A 21,085-nucleotide genomic window follows, 5' to 3' on the forward strand; every position below is an offset into this window, starting at 1 on the left:
CGAGCTCCCTGGAAGCGCCCAACCGCCCGGCCGGCGCGGCGAAGCGATGGACGCGACTCCCTCAAACTGATGCCCGCTCAAGTCAGAGAATTGAGATAGATCAAAGCGACTTCAGGAGTTCCCATGAGGCAATCGCTGCACAGGCCGAGACGCCGGCTTAGGATTATGATCGCAGGCTTCCCTGTGCCCTTGGATAAGGGGGGAAGTGACCAGGCAAAGATACGGGCGAAATGCGCCGCGAGAGTGCGAAGCTATGTCTGCAATTCAAAATGCGAGCTGGAAAAGTGGCGCTGCCGCCTCATACTGCGTCAATGCGAGCGCAGCGGCTTGTCCGCCACACTCCGCTCTCGTACCGGACGCAGCGCAAGAGCGCTGCAACTCGTCTGGGACACAAGCGCGTCAACGACGCGCTTCCGCATCTCCTCGCCATCCACCACCTCCGGCGCCATGGCCTCCCACGCGCTTGAGGCGAATTGCCGCCGCCAGGTCACGATCACCACGGCGGCCGTGGTCACGAACAACACCCAGGGGCTGACGAACCAGCCGAGATAGCCCAGTGCGAAGAAGAAGGCGCGCTGGCCGCGGTTGAAATGGCGGCCGGCGGATTCGAACAGGCGCGAGGTGCGGATCACGTGGGCTTCGGCCTCCGGCGTGTCACGCTGCGAGGCCGCAGGCATGCCACCGAACAGAATCGCGACATAGTTGAACAGGCGATACGACCAGGCGAATTTGAAGAAGGCGTAGACGCAGATCAGGACAAGGCCGACGCATTTCAGCTCCCACATCGCCGGCGAGGTGCTGAGATCGATCGGCAGCTTGCTCAAGATCGTGATCGCGTCATTGGTCGCGTGCAGCAGCGCCAGCGCGCCGCCGAGCGCGATCAGGCTGGTGGAGGCGAAGAAGGCGGTGCCGTTCTGCAGCGAGGCCATGATCTGCATATCGACCATGCGCGCGTCGCGGTCGAGCAGCCGGCGCACCCACACTTCGCGGTAGCGGTTCATGCGCGCCGACAGGCTGTCGCGGCCATAGGCCGAATGCTCCAGCGTCAGCGCGTAGACCAGCCACTCGATGATGAAGAAGCCGATGGCGGTGATGTCGACCCAATGCCTGCTCATGTCTGTCTCCTGGCGAGGATCGCAACGCTTGCCACGCATGGCGAGGTGCAGCAACGATTGATTGGCGGCAGGCGATGGCGTTAAAAGCGGCTCGCTTCAAGGCGGATCGAGAAGGACTGATGACATGGCTGCGCTGAAACTCGCAATCGGCAACAAGAATTACTCGTCATGGTCGATGCGGCCGTGGCTCGCGCTCCGTGCCAACGACATCCCGTTCGCGGAGACCCTGATCCCGCTCTACACCGACAATCCCGCGGACAAGGAGCAGATCATCTCGTTCAGCCGCGCCGGCAAGGTGCCGGTGCTGGTCGACGGCGACATCACGGTGTGGGATTCGCTTAGCATCATCGAATACGTCGCCGAGCGCTACCCGGAAGTGAAGCTGTGGCCGGGCGACGCCGCCGCCCGCGCCCATGCCCGTTCGGTGTGCGCCGAGATGCATTCCGGCTTCATGGCCCTTCGCAACGAATGCGGCATGAACCTGCACCGCCCGGTGCGTCCCGTGACGCTGTCGGCGGACGCCGAGGCCAATATCGCGCGCGTGCAGGAGATCTGGCGCGAATGCCGGACCCGGTATGGCGCCAATGGACCGTTCCTGTTCGGGCGCTTCGGCGCGGCAGATGCGATGTATGCCCCGGTCGTGCACCGCTTCCGCACCTACGCGATCGAGGTCACGCCGGAGACCCGGGCCTACATGGACACGATGCTGGCGCTGCCGGCGTTCCAGGAATGGACCCGGGACGGGCTCGCCGAAACGCTCGTCATCGAAAAGTTCGAGGCCGTGTAATCTGTGGTTGCGATCGGGCCTCGCTTCTCGCAGCAAGCCGGCGGCGCTCGATCGCCCGAGTGGTCGGCAAGGAGAGGGACCTCACGGCCCAGAAACGGCCCAAGGCGGTGGATCACGCAAGCCCGACGGCCGTTTGCCCCATAGCGCCTGAAGGACCGGTTCCAGCGGTATCATCGGCTGGCGGCATCACTCTGAAATAACTGCAAAATTCGCACGTTTGCCATGTTGCATACTGCTGGCCAAAAACGCCCGCCGCATGCTATACCACGCTCGGGTTTCCGGCCGGCCGACGCAGTGGGACCATGGGCGTGGCAGGCGTTGTTTGAGTGATGGAGAGGGTGTTGAAGCACAAATTCCCTATTGGCGCGCGCGTATTGTTCACCGCCAGCAATGTCGCACGCCCCGCTGCCAGCGGCTCGTATGAGGTCATCCGCCTCCTGCCGACGGATGGTGACGACTGTCAGTACCGGATCAAGAGCTCGACCGAAGCCTTCGAACGCGTCGCCAAGGAAAGCCAGCTCGCGCTGTCCTGAAGGCCGACGCTACCCGCGCATTGGCGCGTTCCTGGGAATTTGTATTCTGCCGCCGTCAAAAGGCCCGCTTCACCTTCAAAAGGGGGGCCGGGGGCAGTTGCCGACTCTCGGTGCTCGCTTTGACCATTCGCTCTCTGCTCGCGTGAGGGGACGTCGCGCATGAACTGGCCATGGGCCTCGTCGCTCGACCAAATCTGGCGCTCGCCGGCCTTTCCAATGTGGATGATGCTGGCGGCTGCCGGCTTCTTCGGACTGATCCTCCTGGTCACGCTGCTGCGCGCCGAGCGATCGGTCGCCAACGGTGCGCTGGCCGTCGTTACGCTGCTCGCCATTGCCATCGCGCTGGCTGCCGTCGTGCGTGTCGATGGACCGGCGGGGCAGACCACGCCGACCGAGGCGCGCGCGCAGGCCGCGATGACCGCGAGCCTGCCGGCGTTGTCCTGTCTCGACGATCTCGCCGGCGATGCCGTGGCCATTGGCTGCGAGAAAGCGCTGTTCGGCGCGCCTGACGTGGCGGCTGCGGCCGTCTCCACCATTGCGGCCAGGATCGACCGGCTGACGGCGCTCGGCGATGCCGCGACCGCCGAGAAGAGCCTGACGCCCGACATCAAGGTGCTGCGCAAGTCGCTGGAGCGTGATCGCTACGGCCTGGTCGCGCAGGTGCTGGTCGTGCGCGACGGCTGCACGCAGTTCGACTGTGCGGCCTTCCGCTCGCTGACCGACCAGCAGCAGGTCGCCGCCAACATGGATTCCCATCTCTACGACACGCTGGTCGCGCGCCACGCGCCGACCTGGAATGCGCCTGCAGCAGCGCAATCGTTGCCGGCCACTGCCGCGCTTGCCGGACTGCCGCCGTCGATGCCGACGGGCAAGCCGACCAGTGCCGAGTTTCCGAGTGCCTCGTCGACGCCGCCGGTCAGCATCATGAATCCGGAGCCGCCGACGCGCCAGGCTGCGCCCGCCGCGAACGCAGCGGCTCCGCGCTCCCCGGCAGCGGCCTCGGCACAGGCCGCAGCCCCCGCCGCGAAGAAGCCGCCTGCGCCGAAGGCTGCTCGGGCGCCGGCGGCAGCACCGGTTCCGCTCACGCCGCCGCCCGCGGCTCCCCCGGCTGCGGATAACGAGTAGATCGGCATTCCAAATGCGTGGCTGCCCGGCTAATGCTGGGGCATGCCACTACATCTGATCAAGCTCGCCGTCGGCTGCGAATCCATCAAGGAATTGAAGGAGTGGACCGCCGAACGGATGCAGGCCGCCAAGAAGAAGGGTCTGCCGCAACATCACATCCACATCACCCGCATGGTGCCCAAGCGCGACTCCGAGATCCTGTCGGGCGGGTCGCTCTATTGGGTGATCAAGGGCGAGGTCGCCGCGCGCGAAAAGATCATCGGCATCGAGCCGTTCCGCGACAAGGATGGCATCGGACGCTGCCGGATCGTGATGCAGCCGAAGGTGATCCCGGTGTCGCCGCGGCCGATGCGCCCGTTCCAGGGCTGGCGCTATCTCGCCGACGATTCGGTGCCGCCCGATCTCGGCAAGTCCGCCGCCGGCTCGATCGCGGCGATGCCGGAGCCGATGCGGCGCGAGCTGCGCGATCTCGGGCTGTTGTAGTCGCTACTCCCAAGGCTTCACTGCGAAGGCTTCACTGCGAAGGCGTCACGATGTGCAGCCGCGCCCAGTCGGACGACGGTATGACGACGGGCCGCCCGCCTTCGCCGATGCCATCCACGATGTCGACGAGATCGGGCAATGCCCATCTCGTTCAGATATTTCCGGTGTTGCTCGCCAAAATACTCCGTGAGGCTCTCGCGCTGCTCAGCCGGGATGTTGGGCGCGAGCCGGTTACGGACGGAGCGGCTGCCCAGCACAACCTTCGTGCCCGGCGGCAGGCTGCGATGCACGCCGCCCGCCAGCGCGAGCACGCAGGCAAAATCGCAAATCAGATTCAACACTGACAATCTTGCATCGAGCGGTCCGCCCGGACGCTTCAGCGCAAAGCATTCGGCGTCCGGCTTCCCGGCGCAGGCTGTGACCTCGGTCGTCCCGGCCGTGGCGTCGAGGCCGCGGTCGCGCAGGATGCGGCCGAGGCTGCTTGCGACCTTGAGATTGGATACGCCCCAGCTATGGATCACGACAGGCAGCTTGCGCCCGGCCTGACGGTCGAGGATCGCGATCAGGCGCTTGTAGCTGTCCCACTGCACAGCCCCTTCCGCGGCAATCCAGTCCGAACACCCCGGCCCACAGGCATCGGCCGGGCCATGGGCGACGTAGAAGATCATGGCGTCGGGCGGCGAGCCGAAGGCGCCGACCGGCGGACGCTGTTGTGCCTGTACGGCGCCTGCGGCAACGAGCGCCAGCACACCGCTCACGATCCTCGCGCTGATGGACGACATGCCCCGCCAGTCGGCTCGCTTCATCGCGCCGATCATCCATCCGGGCGAGCAAAGGTGCAAGATCAACCTTGGCGGTTACACCGCGATATTGTCGATCAGCCGCGTCGCTCCGAGCTTGGCCGCGACCAGGATGCGCAACGGGCCGTCCTTGCGCGAGGTGACAGGCGCCAGGGTCGCTGCATGGCGCACCTCGAAATAGTCGAGCTCAAAGCCGGCCGCCGTGATCATCGCGGCACCGCGCGCCATTGCGGCCGCGACCGCTTCGCCGGCGCGGATGCGCCCGGCGCTCTCCTTCATGGCGCGGTACAGGGTGGTTGCTGTCTGCCGCTCCTGTGGTGACAAATAGACGTTGCGCGAGGACACCGCGAGCCCGTCGCGTTCGCGCACGGTGCGGGAACCGATCACCTTGACGCCGAGGTCGAGGTCGCGAGCCATCTGCGCCACCACCCGCAACTGCTGAAAATCCTTCTCGCCGAAGATCGCGACATCCGGCCGGCACTGCGTGAACAGCTTGCCGACGACGGTGGCGACGCCGCCGAAGAAATGCGGGCGGAAGCGGTCCTCGAGGCCGGCCAGCGCCGGTCCCTCCGGCACGATGCGGGTGGCAAAGCCCTCCGGATACATGGCCTCGGCGCCGGGATGCCAGACGATATCGACGTCCTCGGCGGCGAGCTTGGCGAGATCGGCCTTCCAGGTTCGCGGATAGGCGCCAAAATCCTCGGTCGGCGCGAACTGGGTCGGGTTGACGAAGATCGACACCACGACGCGGCTCGCGCGCCGCCTGGCCAGGCGCACCAGCGACACATGGCCGTCATGGAGCGCTCCCATGGTCGGGACCAGCGCGATCGTGGCCTTTCGCTTGCGAAGATTGTCGACGGCGCGTCGCAGGGTGGGGACCGTGCGGGCGATCAAGGGGCTGCGTGACATCAGAACTCGACGGGGTTGGGAATGGTCGGGCGCGTCCCGGCGCCCGGCAGGCTAACCTTAACAAGCGGCGACCGTGGACGCCACGCATCCGGATGCGGCACAGCATCCCGCGCAAAGCCGCGCAAGAGGTCGCGACATTGTGGGCTGGATCACAGACGCGAAGCGGTGCGGTGATTCATGGTGAAGGACGGCGCGCCGCGATTTGTATTGCCTGTCACGCATTTCACTTGACCGCAGACGCGGCCAACTCGAAGATATTCGTTAGGGGTGTTGAGGATCGCGATGCTTGTGCAAGCTAGCCAAGGCCAGTCCGGCTCGGCGCATGTTGTCGTGCTCGGTAACGAGAAGGGCGGCTCCGGCAAGTCGACGACCGCCCTGCACATCGCAGTCGCGCTTCTGAAAGCCGGCCAGCGTGTCGCCACCATCGACCTCGATTGCCGTCAGCAGAGCTTTACTCACTACATCAACAACCGTTCCGCCTGGGCGCGCCGCACCAAGCTCGACCTCGAACTGCCGCTGCATCGCTGCATCAAGCTCGGCGAGACCATGCAGGTCGCCGAGAACGAGAATTCGGAGTTCCTTCAGTTCATGGAGGCGGTCTCGGCGGTCGAGAGCAGCTTCGACTTCATCGTCATCGATACGCCCGGCACCGACAGCTATTTGATGCGGCTTGCGCACTCGATGGCCGACACGCTGGTGACCCCGATCAACGACAGCTTTCTCGATTTCGATGTGCTCGGCACCGTCGACCCCGCAAATTACGCGGTGACGGGCGAGAGCCACTACGCCGAGATGGTGCGGGATGTCAGGCGCAAGCGCCGCCAGCTCGACGGCGCGACCACCGACTGGATCGTGGTGCGCAACCGCCTGTCGATGCTCGGCTCCCGCAACAAGCAGCTGGTTGCCGATGGGTTGAAGGATTTGTCGCTGCGGCTCGGCTTCCGCTACGTCGACGGCTTCGCCGAACGCGTCGTCTATCGCGAGTTCTTCCCGCGCGGCCTGACCGCGCTGGACGAGATCGACGAGGCCACACTCGGCATGCGGCCCAATCTCGGCCATCTCACCGCGCGGGAGGAGGTGACGAGCCTGCTCCGCCAGCTCAAGCTTCCGCTCGACGAACGCGGACGCCGCCGCGCGGCCAACCGCGCCGAGTGGTTCAACCAGGTCGACAAGCCGCTCGAGGTCCATGACATCCTCGGCGCCTGAGGCAGCGGTATAGCGCTACTTCCAGTCGATCAAAGCGGCCGGTTCCCGTGGGAACCGAGCCCGCGATCAACCGTTTTCACCCCGCGTTTACTGCAAAATTGAACCCGATCGAGACAGGTTGCGTCGGAAGGTGACGTGCACCCTGACGTAGCCGTATGAGAGCGAGGTGCCCAACAAACGTGTGCGCCGCACAATGAAAGGGCTGATGGTTCACAATATTTAGCCTTCCTGTCACGCGGCTGTGACATATATTAGGGAATAGGCGACCAGGGGCCGAAGAGCTCCGGAAGAACACGATTTTCAACAGGGATTCAGGCCGCAAGAGCCTGAGGCTGAGGACGAAAATGAAGCGTGGAATTGCCGTTCTGGTTTCGGTCAGTGCCCTCTGTGGCGTCGCCTATTTCACGGCGAGCAAGTGGGCAATCAGGCACGAGACCATCACCTTCTACGATGCCTCGCGCGACAACCGTGCGGTGCCCGTCGATATCGCGATCCGTCGTGACAAGGAAATGCAGGCCAATGCCGGCATGATCACGATGCCGGTCGCCGTGATCAACCACGGCAACACCGTCAAGAACACCGAGTACGGCTTCCTCGCCAACATTTTCGCTGCGCGCGGCTACCTCGTCGTCAGCCCGCAGCATGATTTGCCGACCGATCCTCCGATGGTGACCAAGCCCGGCGAGATCTATGTCGGCCGGCTGCCGCAGATCCTGCGCGGCGTGGCCAACATCCATCTCGCCATGCAGGAGATGAGGAAGGTTCAGCCCAACGCCGACTACGACAAGGTGACGATGGTCGGCCACTCCATGGGCGGCGACATCACGATGTATTTCGCCAAGCAGTATCCGGATGAGGTCAAGAAGGTCGTCACGCTCGACAATCTTCGCGTGCCCTTCGTCACCGCCGGCAAGTTCAAGATCCTGTCGTTCCGCTCCACCGATCCGCAGTTCAAGGCCGATGCGGGCGTGATCCCGACCGACGAGGAATGCGAGAAGGCCGGCATCCAGGTCGTGAAGACCGAATTCCAGCACAACGACATGCGCGACACCGGTCCGGACGCTGCCAAGAACTCGATCCAGGGCATGCTCGACAAATTCCTGAGCGCGACCGACAGCGAAGTGGCACCGGTCGACACGCAATCGTCCCCGCCCAAGATTCTCGAGCCCGGGCCGGTCGCGTTGATGGCGCCTGCCAAGAGCTGACGCCGTCCTCGTCGTCGATACCGATTTTCAAAGCCTCCGCCGGCTTCCACCTGCGGGGGCTTTGCACATTGACCGGGCCGCATGCGCTGACCACATTAGCCGCTCACGCAGGGTCAACGGATGTCGGGCGAACCTATCAAACCGCGCGGCCGCGATGCCGTCTCGGCGCAACCAGGCGGCGCTGTGCCGCAGGCGGGGACCTCGACCTCCGAGGACATCGCCGCCTTCGTCGCAAACGCGCGCGCGCTGTCACCGCATGCACCCGGTGCGAAAGGGCGGCTGATCTTCGCGCTGGATGCTACGATGAGCCGGCAGCCGACCTGGGACATGGCCTGCGCGCTTCAGGCCGACATGTTCCGTGAGACCGCCGCGCTCGGCAGTCTCGACATCCGGCTCGTCTACTATCGCGGCTTCAACGAGTGCCGCGCCACGGGATGGATCTCCGACACCGCCAGGCTTGCGACGCTGATGGGCAAGATCGATTGCCGTGGCGGCGACACCCAGATCGGCAAGGTCCTGAGCGAGGCGCGGCGCGAGGCGGTCGCATCCGGCGTGCGCGCCGTCGTCTTCGTCGGCGACGCCATGGAGGAGAACGTCGACGAGCTCTGCGCCAAGGCAGGCGAGCTCGGCATGCTCAAGGTGCCTGTGTTCGTATTTCAGGAAGGCCATGACGCGGTGGCTGAGCAGGCCTTTCGCGAGATCGCGCGCCTGACCGGCGGCGCCTGGTGCCGGTTCGATCCGGGCGCGGCGGCGCAGTTGCGGGAGCTGTTGCGCGCAGCCGCCGCCTACGCGGCCGGCGGACGCGAGGCGCTGTTGCAATTGGCGAAGACCGCCAGTGGCGCGGCCAGGCTGATCGGTCAGATGAAGTAGCGGTGGCGCGCGGTCGGCGGGGGCCAAGGACTCGATGCTTTTTGGCGATAGGCCGACTATATTCCGGCCATGACCCTGATTGCCGGTGCTATCGCTGTTATCACCCTTTATCTGCTGCTCCAGATGTTCCGTTCGGCCAATCCGGCCGTGTTGGCACGCGCGATCAGGTTCGGTGGCGGCGTGGTCGCGCTTGCTGTCGCAGCGTTCACGGGATTGAAGGGCGAACTGGTGGTGGCGATCCCGCTCGGGATATTCGGCGCCGGGCTCCTGGGCTGGACACCGATGGCAAACGCCGGCTTCGGCAATATCGGCGGGCTGTTCGGCGGGGCCGCGACGCGCCCGGCTGGTCAGGCCTCGCGCGTGCGCTCGCAATTCCTGGATATGCGGCTCGATCACGATTCCGGCCAGCTCGGAGGCCGGATCGTCGCCGGGCCTCACGCCGGGCGCGATCTCGATGAGTTCGATCTCGCGGCCCTGCTGGCAATGGTCCCGGCGTTCGACGCCGAGAGCGTGGCCCTACTTGAAAGCTATCTGGACCGCCGGTTTCCCGCTTGGCGTCAGAACGCGCAGGGCGACGCGGCAGGGTGGCAGCGCCGCACGGTGGCGACCGGCAAAATGACGACGGAGGAGGCCTATCAGATCCTTGGCCTGCAGCCGGGGGCGGGGCGTGACGACATCAGCCGGGCTCACAAGTCCCTGATGAAGAAACTGCATCCCGACCAGGGGGGCTCGACGTATCTCGCTGCCCGGGTAAACGAGGCCAAGGATACTCTGCTTCGCACGCATAACGGCTAACTCCGGCACCACGCTACAAACGCTCGTCCCGTGTGAGCCCCGCTTGCTCTGTTTGCCGTCGCCCCGATGCCCGCCATTGTCGGCGTGGTCGATCCCTTGCGTAAAGTTTTAACCGTAAATCCTTGACGAGAGGTTGTCGTGGAACAGCCGCGTCGGTCACCGCGTCCCGAAAATGAAAATGCCCGCGCAAAGCGCGGGCATTTTGATTGGAGCGGTGCGAAAGATCAGTTGCGGACGGTCATGCAGGAGATATCGGCGCGCTTCAGGGTACGGCAGACGGCTTCGGCCTGGTCGCGGTCGAGCCCGGCGAAGCGGGCGCGGTAGAGCTTGCGATTGTCTTTCGCGACGACCGGCTCGGTGAACGGATCGGCCTTGCTGAGCAGGCCGCGAGCCGAGCTGCGCGCCGCGTCGATGCGCTGCTGGGCTTCGTTCTCGCTCTCGAGCGCGCCGACCTGGACGATCCAGCCGCTGTGGGTGACGACCGGCTTCGTGGTGGCGCTCATCTGGACCGGCTGCAGCGCCGGGTCGGCTGACGCGAGCTTCGTAGCAGCCGGGGCGGGTGCGGCGGCGGTGGCGGCCGGCAATACGCCGAGGATGCCATTGCCGGTGCCGAAGCCCGCCGGCTGCCGCGGCAGCTCGGTACGGGCGATCTCGGCCTTCGGCGCCTCCGGTTGCCTGGCGACCTCGGGCTTGTTGATGAGGTCTGCCCGGGCCACGACGGCGCCGGAGGTCTCGGCGACGTCGGAGCGCGACGCGATCGTGCTCGTGACCTGCGGTGCGATCTGAGCCGGGGCGGCGGAGGCGACCTTCACGGTGCCGGCCTTGACCTGCACGGTCTTGACCCGGACCGGCTTCATCGGCTCGGACGAGCCGGGGATGATCGAGAGGGGCTGGCTCGAGATCACGCCATTGGTGAGCGGCGCAGGCTCGATCTTGGATTCAGTCGACCGAACTTCAGGCTTGTTGGCTTCGGATCTGGGCTGAGCCGGCGGCACCGCGGCAGTCGCAGCCGCAAGCGTCGACAGGCGCGCGGCGAGACGCGACGGCGCTGCTTCGGGAGCAGGGGCAGCCTGAACCTGCGGAGCGGAGCGGGCCGGGGTATCCGACGCATCGGCGACTTCGGCAGCGGCGTCGGAGCCGTTGCGCTCGGTGACCGCGGCGACGGTGTGGGTGGTCGCGGCCTTGTCGAGGTTCTCCGCGAGCAGGTTGCGCATGATGGCGTCGCGCGAGCCGCCGCTGCGTCCGCCCAGCACCACGCCGATCAGGTGGCGGTTGCCGCGGCGCATCGAGGTCACGAGATTGAAGCCGGAGGCGCGGGTGTAGCCGGTCTTGATGCCGTCCACGCCCTCGACATTCCCGAGCAGATGATTGTGGTTCCGGATCGACTGTCCGCGCCAGTTGAACGTCGAGGTCGCGAAATAGCGATAATAGCGCGGGAAGCGCTCCTGGATGGCGCGGCCGAGCGTGGCCTGGTCGCGCGCGGTCGTGACCTGCTCGTCGTTGGGAAGACCGTTGGCGTTGCGGTAAACCGTCCTGGACATGCCGAGCGAACGCGCCTTGCGCGTCATCATCTGGGCGAAGTCGTCCTCGTCGCCGCCAATCGCTTCCGCGATCACAACGGCTGCGTCGTTGGCGGAGCGGGTGACGAGACCCTTGATTGCGTCCTCGACGCGAATGGTCTGGCCGGCACGCAGGTTCAACTTGGTCGGATCCTGATCGGCGGCGTGCTGCGACACCGGCATCTCGGTGTCGAGCTTCATCTTGCCGGACTCGAGGCGCTCGAACAGCAGATAGAGCGTCATGATCTTGGTCAGCGAGGCCGGATGGCGAATCCCGTCGGGACTCGTGGCCTGAAGCACGGAGCCGGAATTGCCGTCGACGATGATCGACGCGAATTTCGGGCTGGAACTCTCGGACACATCGCGCTGCACGCGGTGGTGCACGTACTGACGCCGGTGGCGCCGCGCCTCGGCAGCATCTGTGGTGAAGATGACTGCACTGGTGACCGCAAGAAGCCCAAAAACGCCAACCCGCGCAAAGCGCGAGGAAGACAAGTTTTTACGAAGCATGAAACCCCGTCCCCGTTTCTGACTTGATCACCGGCTCGTGAGGCGAAATTGTGCCCAAGGGACCCGGGATCATTACCTGCTCAGGCTGTCCCTCCGCAGGTGTTCGCCGCGGGGGACGTTGGGCCTGAGCCGCTGTTCTGGCTAAGGTGATGTTCTCCAACGGCTTTTGGCCGCTTGTGGAAGTTGAACACGTCCAGGGAATCAAGGTAGGGCGCTGCGGTTTCCAAAAGCTTAAGGAACCCTTGCGGGAAAACCCGGGAATCTCGGTAAATTCGCGTGCATTTTTGTGCGACGCACAAAATTGTTGACTTTTTTGTGCGTTGCACTAATTGTGAGCAGAGTCAGGGAGCCGGGGCTTCCCGACGAGAGCTAGGGAAAAGGATTCCGAATGTTCAAGGTTGAAGACTTTCAAGGCTACGGGAAAGAGCACTTCGAGCAGTACGTCGCCTCCGCGACCTCGATGCAGCACGGCCTTCAGGCGATCGCCAGCGCCTATGGCGACTACACCAAGAAGTCGTTCGAAGACACCAAGTCCTTCGTCGAGAAGCTTTCCGGCGTGAAGTCGCTGGACAAGGCCGTCGAAGCGCAGACCGAATTCGCCCGTTCCGCCTACGAGTCCTTCGTCGCGGAATCGCAGAAGATCGCCGGCCTTTACGGCGACCTCGCCAAGCAGGCCTTCAAGCCGGTCGAGACCATCGTGTCGAAGTTCACTCCGGCCGCCAGCTAACGTTTCCTGACGTCCTGGAATCAAAAGCCCGGCTGAAGCAGCCGGGCTTTTTTGTTTGTCGTGGCGTGTCGATCTCAGCGCGCTACGCGCAGCTTGGACAACGACGTGCCGATGTCCTTGAACACCGTGACGGTCTGATCTGCCTTCGTCACCAGGTAGAACTTGTCGGTGCCGCTCGCGCAATATTGCAGCACGCTGGACGTCGGATCGCTGCCGGTGTTCACCTGCACCGTATAGATCGTGATGTTCGCCGCCTTGGCGTTGTCGCACAGCTTCTTCTGCCGCGCGTCGATTTGCCAGGCGTTGCTGTACCAGCGGTTCTGCGTGTTGAGACCGTCGGAGAGCAGCACGATCGCATCCTTGTAGGTGTAGTTGGGGTCCTTGGCCGGCGCGTTCATGGGATCGCCAGCCGACAGCGTCATCCAGCCCCAGGCGAGGCCAATGCCCTGGTTGGTGTTGCCGGTGGGCTTCATGGCGTCGATCCGGCTCTTGAGCAAGCTCCAGTCGTAGCTCAGCGGCATGATTGGCTGCAGATAGGACGAACTGCCGGGGTCGCAGTAGGAGTACTGTTCGGCCGGGAACTGCGTTCCCGCGTTGCCGCTCGTGGGCGTCGTGTTCTTCGTGTCGTAGTCCTGGTCGCGGTCGACCACGCATCCCGTCCATGTGTTGTGGTTGGCGAACCTGGTGCCGCGGGCCGCGTCCCACTCGCTGAAATCGACCCAGTACTTGCTGTAGTTGCTGGCGCCGACGTTGACATCCTTGGCAAACGGAACAATCGAGATGTAGACGTCGCCATCGGTCTTGGCGAGTGGGCTGAGCTGGTCGACCAGGCTCTTCGCGGCGGTCTGCATCGCCGCCATCTTGCCGTCGTCGGCCATCGACCCCGTGTTGTCGAGCACTAAGGCCACGCGCATGCGCACCAGGCCCCAGGCGCTGGTGGAATTTGCGCCGACGTCGAGTGTCGGGAAGCCTGCGACCTTCATGAAGGTGGTCGTGTAGGTGCCGGTGCCGGTGACCTGGATGGTGGACCCCATGCTGGTGCTTGCGGTGTAAGTGGCCGCGATGCTGACCGACGGCAGGGCGTTGGTGGCGGTGAACAGGGCGTTGAAATAAGCCTGCGCCTTGATGCTGATCTGCGACGTCGTAATGGTGCCGGACGATAGATCCTTGGAGACCATCAGCGAGGTCGAATCGAGGGCCGCCTGCATTGCGGAACGAGCCTGGGCCGCGCGGCTGTAATCGATTGCAGCTCCGACGAAGCCTAGAACCGGGAGCAGCGCGATGGCGAAGATCACGGCGATATTGCCTTGTTCGGCCGCTGCAAACCGCGCGAGGTGTCGACCAATACGGCTGGCGAATGGCAGGCGAGACATGACGATTCCCGGGAAATCTGTGACTTTGCCCGTTTTTGCGCCACGCCGTTGAACGCAGGGTAAATTGGTCCGTAGAAAACCGGAGATAGCCCGCGCGAAACCGCCGCAGCCGCGTTACCGGCCGGGTTCCTGGTCAACATCTTCTAAACGGGCGGGGCGGAAGCTTTTGTCAAATCAGTCCGGATTGATTAACCTTGGCAAGGATCGCCCGGACCGGGAATCGGGACCGCCATGGCCGCCTCGGCCGAGCTGTCGCACGCTTGCGGCGAGCCGGGGGCAGGCCCATATTCGGTGAGGCCGATCCGGCTTGGACCGGACCGGCTGGAAGCGGCGATCCAACAAGGCGGTGCGCCTGTGCGAAGCTCCAAAGGCCGGGGCCGCGCGGCAAACCGTCATACGCTTCCGTGGGGAATTTGAACGCCTGAGCCATGCCGCAACTGTCTTCCAGACCAGATCCGTCCGCGGCCGCCGCCGCCCACGCTGCCCAGATGAGCAACGACGAGAACCGTTCCGGCGGTCCCTCCGCGCCAAACACGTCTGTCATCACCAAGGTCAAGCCGAAGACCAAACGGCCGAACCTGTACCGTGTGCTGATCCTGAACGACGACTACACGCCGATGGAATTCGTCGTTCATGTGCTGGAGAAATTCTTCCAGAAGGACGCCGAGGCGGCAACCAAGATCATGTTGCACGTTCATCATCACGGGATCGGGGAGTGCGGCGTGTTCACCTACGAGATCGCCGAGACCAAGGTGACGCAGGTGATGGATTTCGCTCGCAAGCACCAGCATCCGCTGCAATGCGTGATGGAAAAGAAGTAAGACACGACACGTTACGGCGCGTTCGAAGCCGGCTTGTGCATGCCGCAGTGTGATTGCCGCGTGATGTCTGCGCGCGATGTTCGTTGCAGACGGCAAAACTAGGGAATTTCGGACCGGTGCCGATCGTACCCAAACCGGAACGGGTTTTGCATCGAAAAATACCGCAGCTGTGCAGCCGCCTGAGTCGCGGAACCGGTCTTTCGCCGCGATCTTGTATAACTATATGTGACAAAGGTTGTTGTTGCCTGACCGGGCGATGGCGATCATGATGGTGGGGGCCATAGAGGACGCGAATGCCGACTTTTTCCCAAAGCCTTGAACAATCCCTGCATCGTGCACTGGCGATCGCAAACGAGCGTCATCACCAATACGCGACGCTCGAGCATCTTTTGCTCTCCCTGATCGACGACTCCGATGCAGCCGCCGTCATGCGCGCCTGTAGCGTCGACCTCGACAAGCTCCGTACGAGCCTCGTCAATTATCTTGAGACCGAATTCGAGAACCTGGTGACGGACGGCGCCGACGACGCCAAGCCGACCGCAGGCTTCCAGCGCGTGATCCAGCGCGCGGTGATCCACGTGCAGTCGTCCGGTCGCGAAGAGGTGACCGGCGCCAACGTGCTGATCGCGATCTTTGCCGAGCGCGAGAGTCATGCCGCGTATTTCCTGCAGGAGCAGGACATGACGCGCTACGACGCCGTCAACTACATCAGCCACGGCATCGCGAAGCGGCCGGGCGTCTCCGAGGCGCGGCCGGTGCGCGGCGTCGACGAGGAGACCGAGACCAAGGGCAGCGAGGACGCCAAGAAGAAGGGCGAGGCGCTCGAGACCTATTGCGTCAACCTCAACAAGAAGGCGCGCGACGGCAAGATCGATCCGGTGATCGGACGCAATTCCGAGATCAACCGCGCGATCCAGGTGCTGTGCCGCCGGCAGAAGAACAATCCGCTGTTCGTGGGCGAGGCCGGCGTCGGCAAGACCGCGATCGCGGAGGGCCTGGCCAAGCGCATCGTCGACAGCGAGGTGCCGGAGGTGCTGGCGGCTGCGACCGTGTTCTCGCTCGACATGGGCACGCTGCTCGCCGGTACGCGCTATCGCGGCGACTTCGAGGAACGCCTGAAGCAGGTGCTGAAAGAGCTCGAGGCGCATCCCAACGCCATCCTGTTCATCGACGAGATCCACACCGTGATCGGTGCGGGCGCGACCTCGGGCGGGGCGATGGATGCCTCGAACCTGCTCAAGCCCGCGCTCGCTTCCGGCACCATCCGCTGCATGGGCTCGACCACCTACAAGGAATACCGGCAGCACTTCGAGAAGGACCGCGCGCTGGTGCGGCGCTTCCAGAAGATCGACGTCAACGAGCCGACGGTCGAGGACGCGATCGCGATCCTCAAGGGCCTCAAGCCGTATTTCGAAGACTACCACCGGCTGAAATACACCAATGAGGCGATCGAGGCTGCGGTGCAGCTCTCTTCGCGCTACATCCACGACCGCAAGCTGCCGGACAAGGCGATCGACGTGATCGACGAATCCGGCGCGGCGCAGATGCTGGTCGCCGAGAACAAGCGCAAGAAGACCATCGGCATCAAGGAGATCGAGACCACGATCGCCTCGATGGCGCGGATCCCGCCGAAGAGCGTGTCGAAGGACGATGCCGAGGTGCTCAAGCATCTCGAGCAGACCCTGAAGCGCACCGTGTTCGGTCAGGACAAGGCGATCGAATCGCTCGCCGCTTCGATCAAGCTGGCGCGAGCCGGCCTGCGCGAGCCGGAGAAGCCGATCGGCTGCTATCTGTTCTCGGGTCCGACCGGCGTCGGCAAGACCGAGGTCGCGAAACAGCTCGCGGCGTCGCTCGGCGTCGAGCTGTTGCGCTTCGACATGTCCGAATACATGGAGCGGCACACCGTGTCGCGCCTGATCGGCGCGCCTCCCGGCTATGTCGGCTTCGATCAGGGCGGCCTGCTCACCGACGGCGTCGACCAGCATCCGCATTGCGTGGTGCTGCTGGACGAGATCGAGAAGGCGCATCCCGATCTCTACAACGTGCTGCTCCAGATCATGGATCACGGCCGGCTCACCGACCACAACGGCAAGCAGGTCAACTTCCGCAACGTGATCCTGATCATGACCACGAATGCGGGCGCGTCCGATCTCGCCAAGCAGGCGTTCGGCTTCACGCGCTCGAAGCGGGAAGGCGACGACCACGAGGCGATCAACCGGCAGTTCGCGCCGGAATTCCGCAACCGTCTCGATGCCGTCGTGTCGTTCGGCCATCTCAGCGTCGAGGTGATCGGTACGGTGGTCGAGAAGTTCGTGCTTCAGCTCGAAGCGCAACTCGGCGATCGCGATGTCACCATCGAACTGTCCGACCCCGCCAAGACCTGGCTGGTGAAGCATGGTTACGACGAGCAGATGGGCGCACGTCCAATGGCTCGCGTGATCCAGGAGCACATCAAGAAGCCGTTGGCCGACGAGGTGCTGTTCGGCAAGCTCAAGGGCGGCGGCCATGTCCGCGTCGTTCTGGTCAAGGACGAGGCCGACGAGACCAAGGACAAGATCGGCTTCGAGTTCGTCGAGGGTCCGGTCACACCGAAGCAGGAGAAGCTCCCGGGGGCCCGCAAGCGCCCGCCGGGCAAGTCCAAACCCGGTGGCCCCGGCGGCTCGAAGGGGCCGACCAAGAGCCCGCTGGTCAAGGCTTGATCCGCACGCGATGGAGTGAAAAGGCCGGCTGAAAAGCCGGCCTTTCTTATTGGCAGCCAAATATAAGCAAGAAGATCCGACATGACCAACGCGCCTTCTGCAAACTCGTCGTCAGCTTCCTCGATCCCCGCCGACGATCCCGGCCGCGCTCTGACGGTCGCCGATCCCGACGGCGCTGACGTGCCGCATATCTCCGTGGCCGGCGGCACCTACACGGTCCTGGTGTCAGGCGCGCAGACCGCAGGACGCTATTGCCTGGTCGACATGCTGGTGCCCGCCGGCGGCGGGCCCCCGCCGCACCGCCACGATTTCGAGGAAATGTTCACGCTGCTCGAAGGCGAACTTGAATTCACCTTTCGCGGTAAGTCCCACACCGTAAGTGCGGGCTCGACCGTCAACGTTCCGGCCAACGCGCCGCACGCGTTCAAGAACGTGTCCGGCAAGACGGCCCGCATGCTCTGCATGTGCACGCCAGCGGGACAGGACGAATTCTTCCTGGCGGTTGGCTTTCCCGTCGAAGGCCGCACATCGCCACCGCCGAAGCCGACCCCGGAAGAGATGGCCGAGAAAGGCAAGCTGATCGCAGCACTGCTGCCGAAATATCGCACCGAGATGGTGAAGATGTGAGGAGGGGCGGACGCAGCCGAAATCGGCCTTCCCAAATGGTCGCGCGCTATTCGCCGCGCAGGCGCTGGTCGTCCTGCACGCGAACATGCTCGGCGCCGCGCGCTCCTGCGGGCGACAGCCGCAACATGCTCAGCGCCGCGCCGCAGAGCGCGAAGCCGACGCCGGTCAGCAACGCGATCCTGGTTCCCTCGATCGGATAGCGGCCGAGGAACAGCGCGACCAGCGCTGCGCCAGTGGTCTGCCCAAGCAGCCGCGCCGTGCCCAGCATGCCGCTGGCGCCGCCGGCACGCTCGCGCGGGGCGGCTGCGATCATGGTGCGGTTGTTGGGGGTCTGGAACAGGCCGAAGCCGGCGCCGGCCAGCGCCATTCGCCAGATCACGTCGAGCGGCGTCGGCGCCGCCGGCAGCAAGGCGAGCGCAGCGAGGCCGCAGGCGAACAGCGTGAGCCCGATGCCGCCGAGCAGGCCGGCCGGATAATGCTCGACCAGGCGGCCGGCGAGGGGGGCTGCGAACGCCACCGCGATGGGCCACGGCGTGATCAAGAGGCCCATATGGACCGCTGAATAGCCGAAGCGGCTCTGGAGATAGAAGGGGATCGCAACGAAGGCCAGCATCTGCCCGCAGAACGAGGCGATCGAGGTCGCAATCGACAGCGCGAACACCGGGATGCGCAACAGGTCGATCGGCAGCAGCGGCGAGGCCATGTGGGTCTCGCGGTAGATCAGCAGCGCGCCGGCGACGAGCGCGACGGCGAACTGCACGAGGCAGGTGATCGCGGCTTCGCCATGACCGACGCTATCGACGGCCGCGATGCCGACGCCGAAAGTGATCGCGGACAGCCCCGCGCTCTGCCAGTCGAAGGAATGGCTCGCAGGCCTGGTGTGCGGCAGGCTGCGCAGGCCCAGCACCAGTGTCACCACGCCGAGCGGAACGTTGATGGCGAACAGCCAGGGCCAGCTGCCGAACGCGAGGATGCCCGCGGCCAACGTCGGACCGACCGCGGCCGAGAAGGCGACGACGAGGGCATTGAGCCCGATGCCGCGGCCGAGCTGGCTGCGGGGGTAAGTGAAACGCACCAGCGCTGCGTTGACGCTCATGATGCCGGCCGCGCCGAACCCCTGCACGATGCGTGCAATCGTGAGCAGCGGCAGCGTGTGCGCCAGCGCGCAGAATGCGGAGGCAAGCGTGAACAGCACCAGCCCGACCAGATAGACGCGGCGATAACCGACGATCTCGCCGAGCGAAGCCAGCGGCAGCAGCGAGATCGTGATCGCGAGCTGGTAGCCATTGACGATCCAGATCGAGAACGCCGGGCTCGCGTCGAGGTCGGCCGCGATCGTCGGGAGCGCGACGTTGGCGATGGCGCTGTCGACCACTGCCATGATGATGCCGAGCGCAATGGTCAGGACCGCCTGGCCCCGCTGCGGCTGCGGCAGGCCGTCGGCGTGCTCCATAAGGCCTGGCGACATGATGGCGGCGTGCTTGATTCGAGCCGTGGTTCGTCTCCGGATTAGGAAATTGCGAGATGCATCGCAACCCGGCAGGATACGGACGGTTCCTGCGCCGGGCGCGGGGTCTCCCGGCACCGCGGGCATGGGTCGGGACGGCCTTCGCGGGGCTCACCAGCGCGAGGTCGACTTCTCAAACACATAGAGCGCGACGAGCCCAATCGTCACCGCGGTCGAGACGATCAGGATGGTGCGGTCCCAATCGATTCCGCTCCGCTCGGCGCGGTTGAGATTGAGAGCGGTGAACAGGGCCTTCATCGCAAATCGGCGCATCGGGAGCCTCGCGGGAGCGCACGATGCCACTGTCGGCGCGGGCCGGCTTGATGCAGCTCAAGCCGGACTGCGCCGCGCGGTCGCTACACCGGCGGCGGATTGCGATCGGTGAAGGCTGTGCGCTGGTGCCAGTAGGGATAGGGCAGCGTCACCTTGCTCGCCGCATCGAGCTTTGCGATCTGGTCCTTGGTCAACGACCAGCCGACCGCGCCGAGATTTTCGCGCAGCTGCGTCTCGTTGCGCGCGCCGATGATCAGCGTCGAGACGGTCGGACGCTGCAGCAGCCAGTTCAGCGCGATCTGCGAGACGCTCTTGCCCGTTTCCTTGGCGACCTCGTCGATCGCATCGACGACGCGATAGACGTGCTCGTCCGGCACGGGTGGGCCGAACTCGGCCGTCTTGGGCAGGCGGCTCAATTCAGGCTTTGGCTGGCCGCGGCGAATCTTTCCGGTGAGGCGTCCCCATCCGAGCGGCGACCAGACCACCGCGCCGAGGCCCTGGTCGAGGCCGAGCGGCATCAGCTCCCATTCGTAGTCGCGCCCGATCAGTGAATAGTAGGTCTGGTTGGCGACGTAGCGGGGGAAGCCATGCTTGTCGGCAACGCCAAGCGATTTCATCAGGTGCCAGCCCGAAAAATTCGACACGCCGACGTAGCGGATCTTGCCGGCGCGCACGAGCACATCGAGTGTCGCGAGCACCTCTTCAGGCGGGGTGAAGGCGTCGAAGCCGTGAAGCTGGAACAGGTCGATGTAATCGGTGCCGAGCCGGCTCAGCGAAGCATCGATTGCTGTGAGCAGATGCTGTCGCGACGACCCGATGTCGTTGGGGCCGTCGCCGAAACGGAACGTCGCCTTGGTCGAGACCAAAACCTTGTCGCGGCGGCCCTTGATGGCCTCGCCGAGAACGCGCTCGGATTCGCCGAGCGAATAGACGTTCGCGGTATCGAACATCGACACGCCGGCATCGAGGCAGATATCCAGAAGGCGCCGCGCTTCGGTCGCATCAGTGGTGCCCCACGCAGCGAGGCGGCCAACGCCGCCGAAGGTACCGGTCCCAAGACTCAAGGCGGGCACCATGAGGCCCGAGCGGCCCAAGCGTCGGTATTCCATCGATATGCTCCTTGGCTGGCCGCTCATTGATCCCCGCGACCCGTGCCGGATG

20 protein-coding genes are annotated in these 21,085 nt (G+C 64.8%); 12 read left to right on the top strand and 8 right to left on the bottom strand.

Features of this window, described 5'->3' with window-relative positions:
- Nucleotides 1-308 precede the first annotated feature (308 nt).
- Nucleotides 309-1,115: a DUF599 domain-containing protein gene (locus AC0L3U_RS25300; RefSeq protein WP_473363635.1), complete on the bottom strand. Its 807-nt coding sequence runs from the start codon at nt 1,113-1,115 to the stop codon at nt 309-311.
- Nucleotides 1,116-1,239: 124 nt separating this feature from the next.
- Here AC0L3U_RS25300 and AC0L3U_RS25305 point away from each other — a divergent pair, with 124 nt between their 5' ends.
- The 4 genes from AC0L3U_RS25305 (at nt 1,240) to AC0L3U_RS25320 (ending at nt 4,043) form a co-directional block, all read left to right on the top strand.
- Entirely contained in the window at nt 1,240-1,902 is a 663-nt protein-coding gene (locus AC0L3U_RS25305) for a glutathione S-transferase family protein (RefSeq protein ID WP_473363636.1), read from the top strand.
- A 329-nt stretch (nt 1,903-2,231) separates the two neighbouring features.
- Complete coding sequence (locus tag AC0L3U_RS25310) at nt 2,232-2,435, top strand: hypothetical protein (RefSeq protein WP_007611353.1); 204 nt, start codon at nt 2,232-2,234, stop codon at nt 2,433-2,435.
- 159 nt (nt 2,436-2,594) lie between these two features.
- Complete coding sequence (locus AC0L3U_RS25315; protein ID WP_473363637.1) at nt 2,595-3,560, top strand: hypothetical protein; 966 nt, start codon at nt 2,595-2,597, stop codon at nt 3,558-3,560.
- Between the two features lie 42 nt (nt 3,561-3,602).
- Entirely contained in the window at nt 3,603-4,043 is a 441-nt protein-coding gene (locus AC0L3U_RS25320; RefSeq protein ID WP_473363638.1) for a DUF1489 family protein, read from the top strand.
- Between the two features lie 17 nt (nt 4,044-4,060).
- On the opposite strand, the gene AC0L3U_RS25325 is transcribed toward AC0L3U_RS25320, so the two are convergent.
- Complete coding sequence (locus AC0L3U_RS25325; protein WP_473363639.1) at nt 4,061-4,861, bottom strand: hypothetical protein; 801 nt, start codon at nt 4,859-4,861, stop codon at nt 4,061-4,063.
- A 39-nt stretch (nt 4,862-4,900) separates the two neighbouring features.
- Nucleotides 4,901-5,752, bottom strand: coding sequence for a pantoate--beta-alanine ligase (panC, locus tag AC0L3U_RS25330; RefSeq protein ID WP_473363640.1), 852 nt, complete (start codon nt 5,750-5,752; stop codon nt 4,901-4,903).
- A 282-nt stretch (nt 5,753-6,034) separates the two neighbouring features.
- Here panC and AC0L3U_RS25335 point away from each other — a divergent pair, with 282 nt between their 5' ends.
- The 4 genes from AC0L3U_RS25335 to AC0L3U_RS25350 all read left to right on the top strand — a co-directional run bounded on the left by AC0L3U_RS25335 (nt 6,035) and on the right by AC0L3U_RS25350 (nt 9,828).
- Nucleotides 6,035-6,958, top strand: a complete 924-nt coding sequence (locus tag AC0L3U_RS25335; RefSeq protein ID WP_018455186.1) for a division plane positioning ATPase MipZ — start codon at nt 6,035-6,037, stop codon at nt 6,956-6,958.
- 344 nt (nt 6,959-7,302) lie between these two features.
- Nucleotides 7,303-8,163 (top strand): alpha/beta fold hydrolase, encoded by an 861-nt coding sequence (locus AC0L3U_RS25340; protein WP_247462698.1) that lies wholly within the window; start codon nt 7,303-7,305, stop codon nt 8,161-8,163.
- Between the two features lie 120 nt (nt 8,164-8,283).
- The gene (locus AC0L3U_RS25345; protein WP_473363641.1) at nt 8,284-9,033 is read left to right on the top strand and encodes a vWA domain-containing protein; all 750 of its coding nucleotides are present in this window, start codon (nt 8,284-8,286) and stop codon (nt 9,031-9,033) included.
- A gap of 69 nt (nt 9,034-9,102) precedes the next feature.
- On the top strand, nt 9,103-9,828 hold the full coding sequence (locus AC0L3U_RS25350; RefSeq protein WP_473363642.1) for a DnaJ domain-containing protein: 726 nt from the start codon (nt 9,103-9,105) through the stop codon (nt 9,826-9,828).
- Between the two features lie 224 nt (nt 9,829-10,052).
- Here the strand turns inward: AC0L3U_RS25350 and AC0L3U_RS25355 are convergent, their stop codons facing one another.
- On the bottom strand, nt 10,053-11,897 hold the full coding sequence (locus AC0L3U_RS25355; protein ID WP_473363643.1) for a serine hydrolase: 1,845 nt from the start codon (nt 11,895-11,897) through the stop codon (nt 10,053-10,055).
- A 388-nt stretch (nt 11,898-12,285) separates the two neighbouring features.
- Between AC0L3U_RS25355 and AC0L3U_RS25360 the strand changes: the two genes are divergently transcribed.
- Nucleotides 12,286-12,624, top strand: coding sequence for a phasin family protein (locus AC0L3U_RS25360; RefSeq protein WP_219684910.1), 339 nt, complete (start codon nt 12,286-12,288; stop codon nt 12,622-12,624).
- A gap of 74 nt (nt 12,625-12,698) precedes the next feature.
- Here the strand turns inward: AC0L3U_RS25360 and AC0L3U_RS25365 are convergent, their stop codons facing one another.
- Entirely contained in the window at nt 12,699-13,997 is a 1,299-nt protein-coding gene (locus AC0L3U_RS25365; RefSeq protein ID WP_473363644.1) for a vWA domain-containing protein, read from the bottom strand.
- Nucleotides 13,998-14,485: 488 nt separating this feature from the next.
- Between AC0L3U_RS25365 and clpS the strand changes: the two genes are divergently transcribed.
- The 3 genes from clpS to AC0L3U_RS25380 all read left to right on the top strand — a co-directional run bounded on the left by clpS (nt 14,486) and on the right by AC0L3U_RS25380 (nt 18,144).
- Nucleotides 14,486-14,818 carry an ATP-dependent Clp protease adapter ClpS gene (gene clpS, locus AC0L3U_RS25370; RefSeq protein WP_018455182.1) on the top strand — a complete coding sequence of 111 codons (333 nt, stop codon included), beginning with the start codon at nt 14,486-14,488 and terminating at the stop codon, nt 14,816-14,818.
- A 293-nt stretch (nt 14,819-15,111) separates the two neighbouring features.
- Entirely contained in the window at nt 15,112-17,517 is a 2,406-nt protein-coding gene (gene clpA / locus AC0L3U_RS25375) for an ATP-dependent Clp protease ATP-binding subunit ClpA (RefSeq protein WP_018455181.1), read from the top strand.
- Nucleotides 17,518-17,598: 81 nt separating this feature from the next.
- Nucleotides 17,599-18,144 carry a cupin domain-containing protein gene (locus AC0L3U_RS25380; protein WP_473363645.1) on the top strand — a complete coding sequence of 182 codons (546 nt, stop codon included), beginning with the start codon at nt 17,599-17,601 and terminating at the stop codon, nt 18,142-18,144.
- A 46-nt stretch (nt 18,145-18,190) separates the two neighbouring features.
- Here the strand turns inward: AC0L3U_RS25380 and AC0L3U_RS25385 are convergent, their stop codons facing one another.
- From AC0L3U_RS25385 to AC0L3U_RS25395, 3 genes are all read right to left on the bottom strand, one after another.
- On the bottom strand, nt 18,191-19,612 hold the full coding sequence (locus AC0L3U_RS25385) for an MFS transporter (protein WP_473363646.1): 1,422 nt from the start codon (nt 19,610-19,612) through the stop codon (nt 18,191-18,193).
- Nucleotides 19,613-19,762: 150 nt separating this feature from the next.
- Nucleotides 19,763-19,924 carry a hypothetical protein gene (locus AC0L3U_RS25390; RefSeq protein ID WP_473363647.1) on the bottom strand — a complete coding sequence of 54 codons (162 nt, stop codon included), beginning with the start codon at nt 19,922-19,924 and terminating at the stop codon, nt 19,763-19,765.
- 83 nt (nt 19,925-20,007) lie between these two features.
- A complete protein-coding gene (locus AC0L3U_RS25395) occupies nt 20,008-21,033 on the bottom strand; it encodes an aldo/keto reductase (protein WP_473363648.1) in 1,026 nt (341 codons plus the stop codon).
- Nucleotides 21,034-21,085 lie beyond the last annotated feature (52 nt).

Source organism: Bradyrhizobium sp. Kon69 (assembly GCF_055807515.1).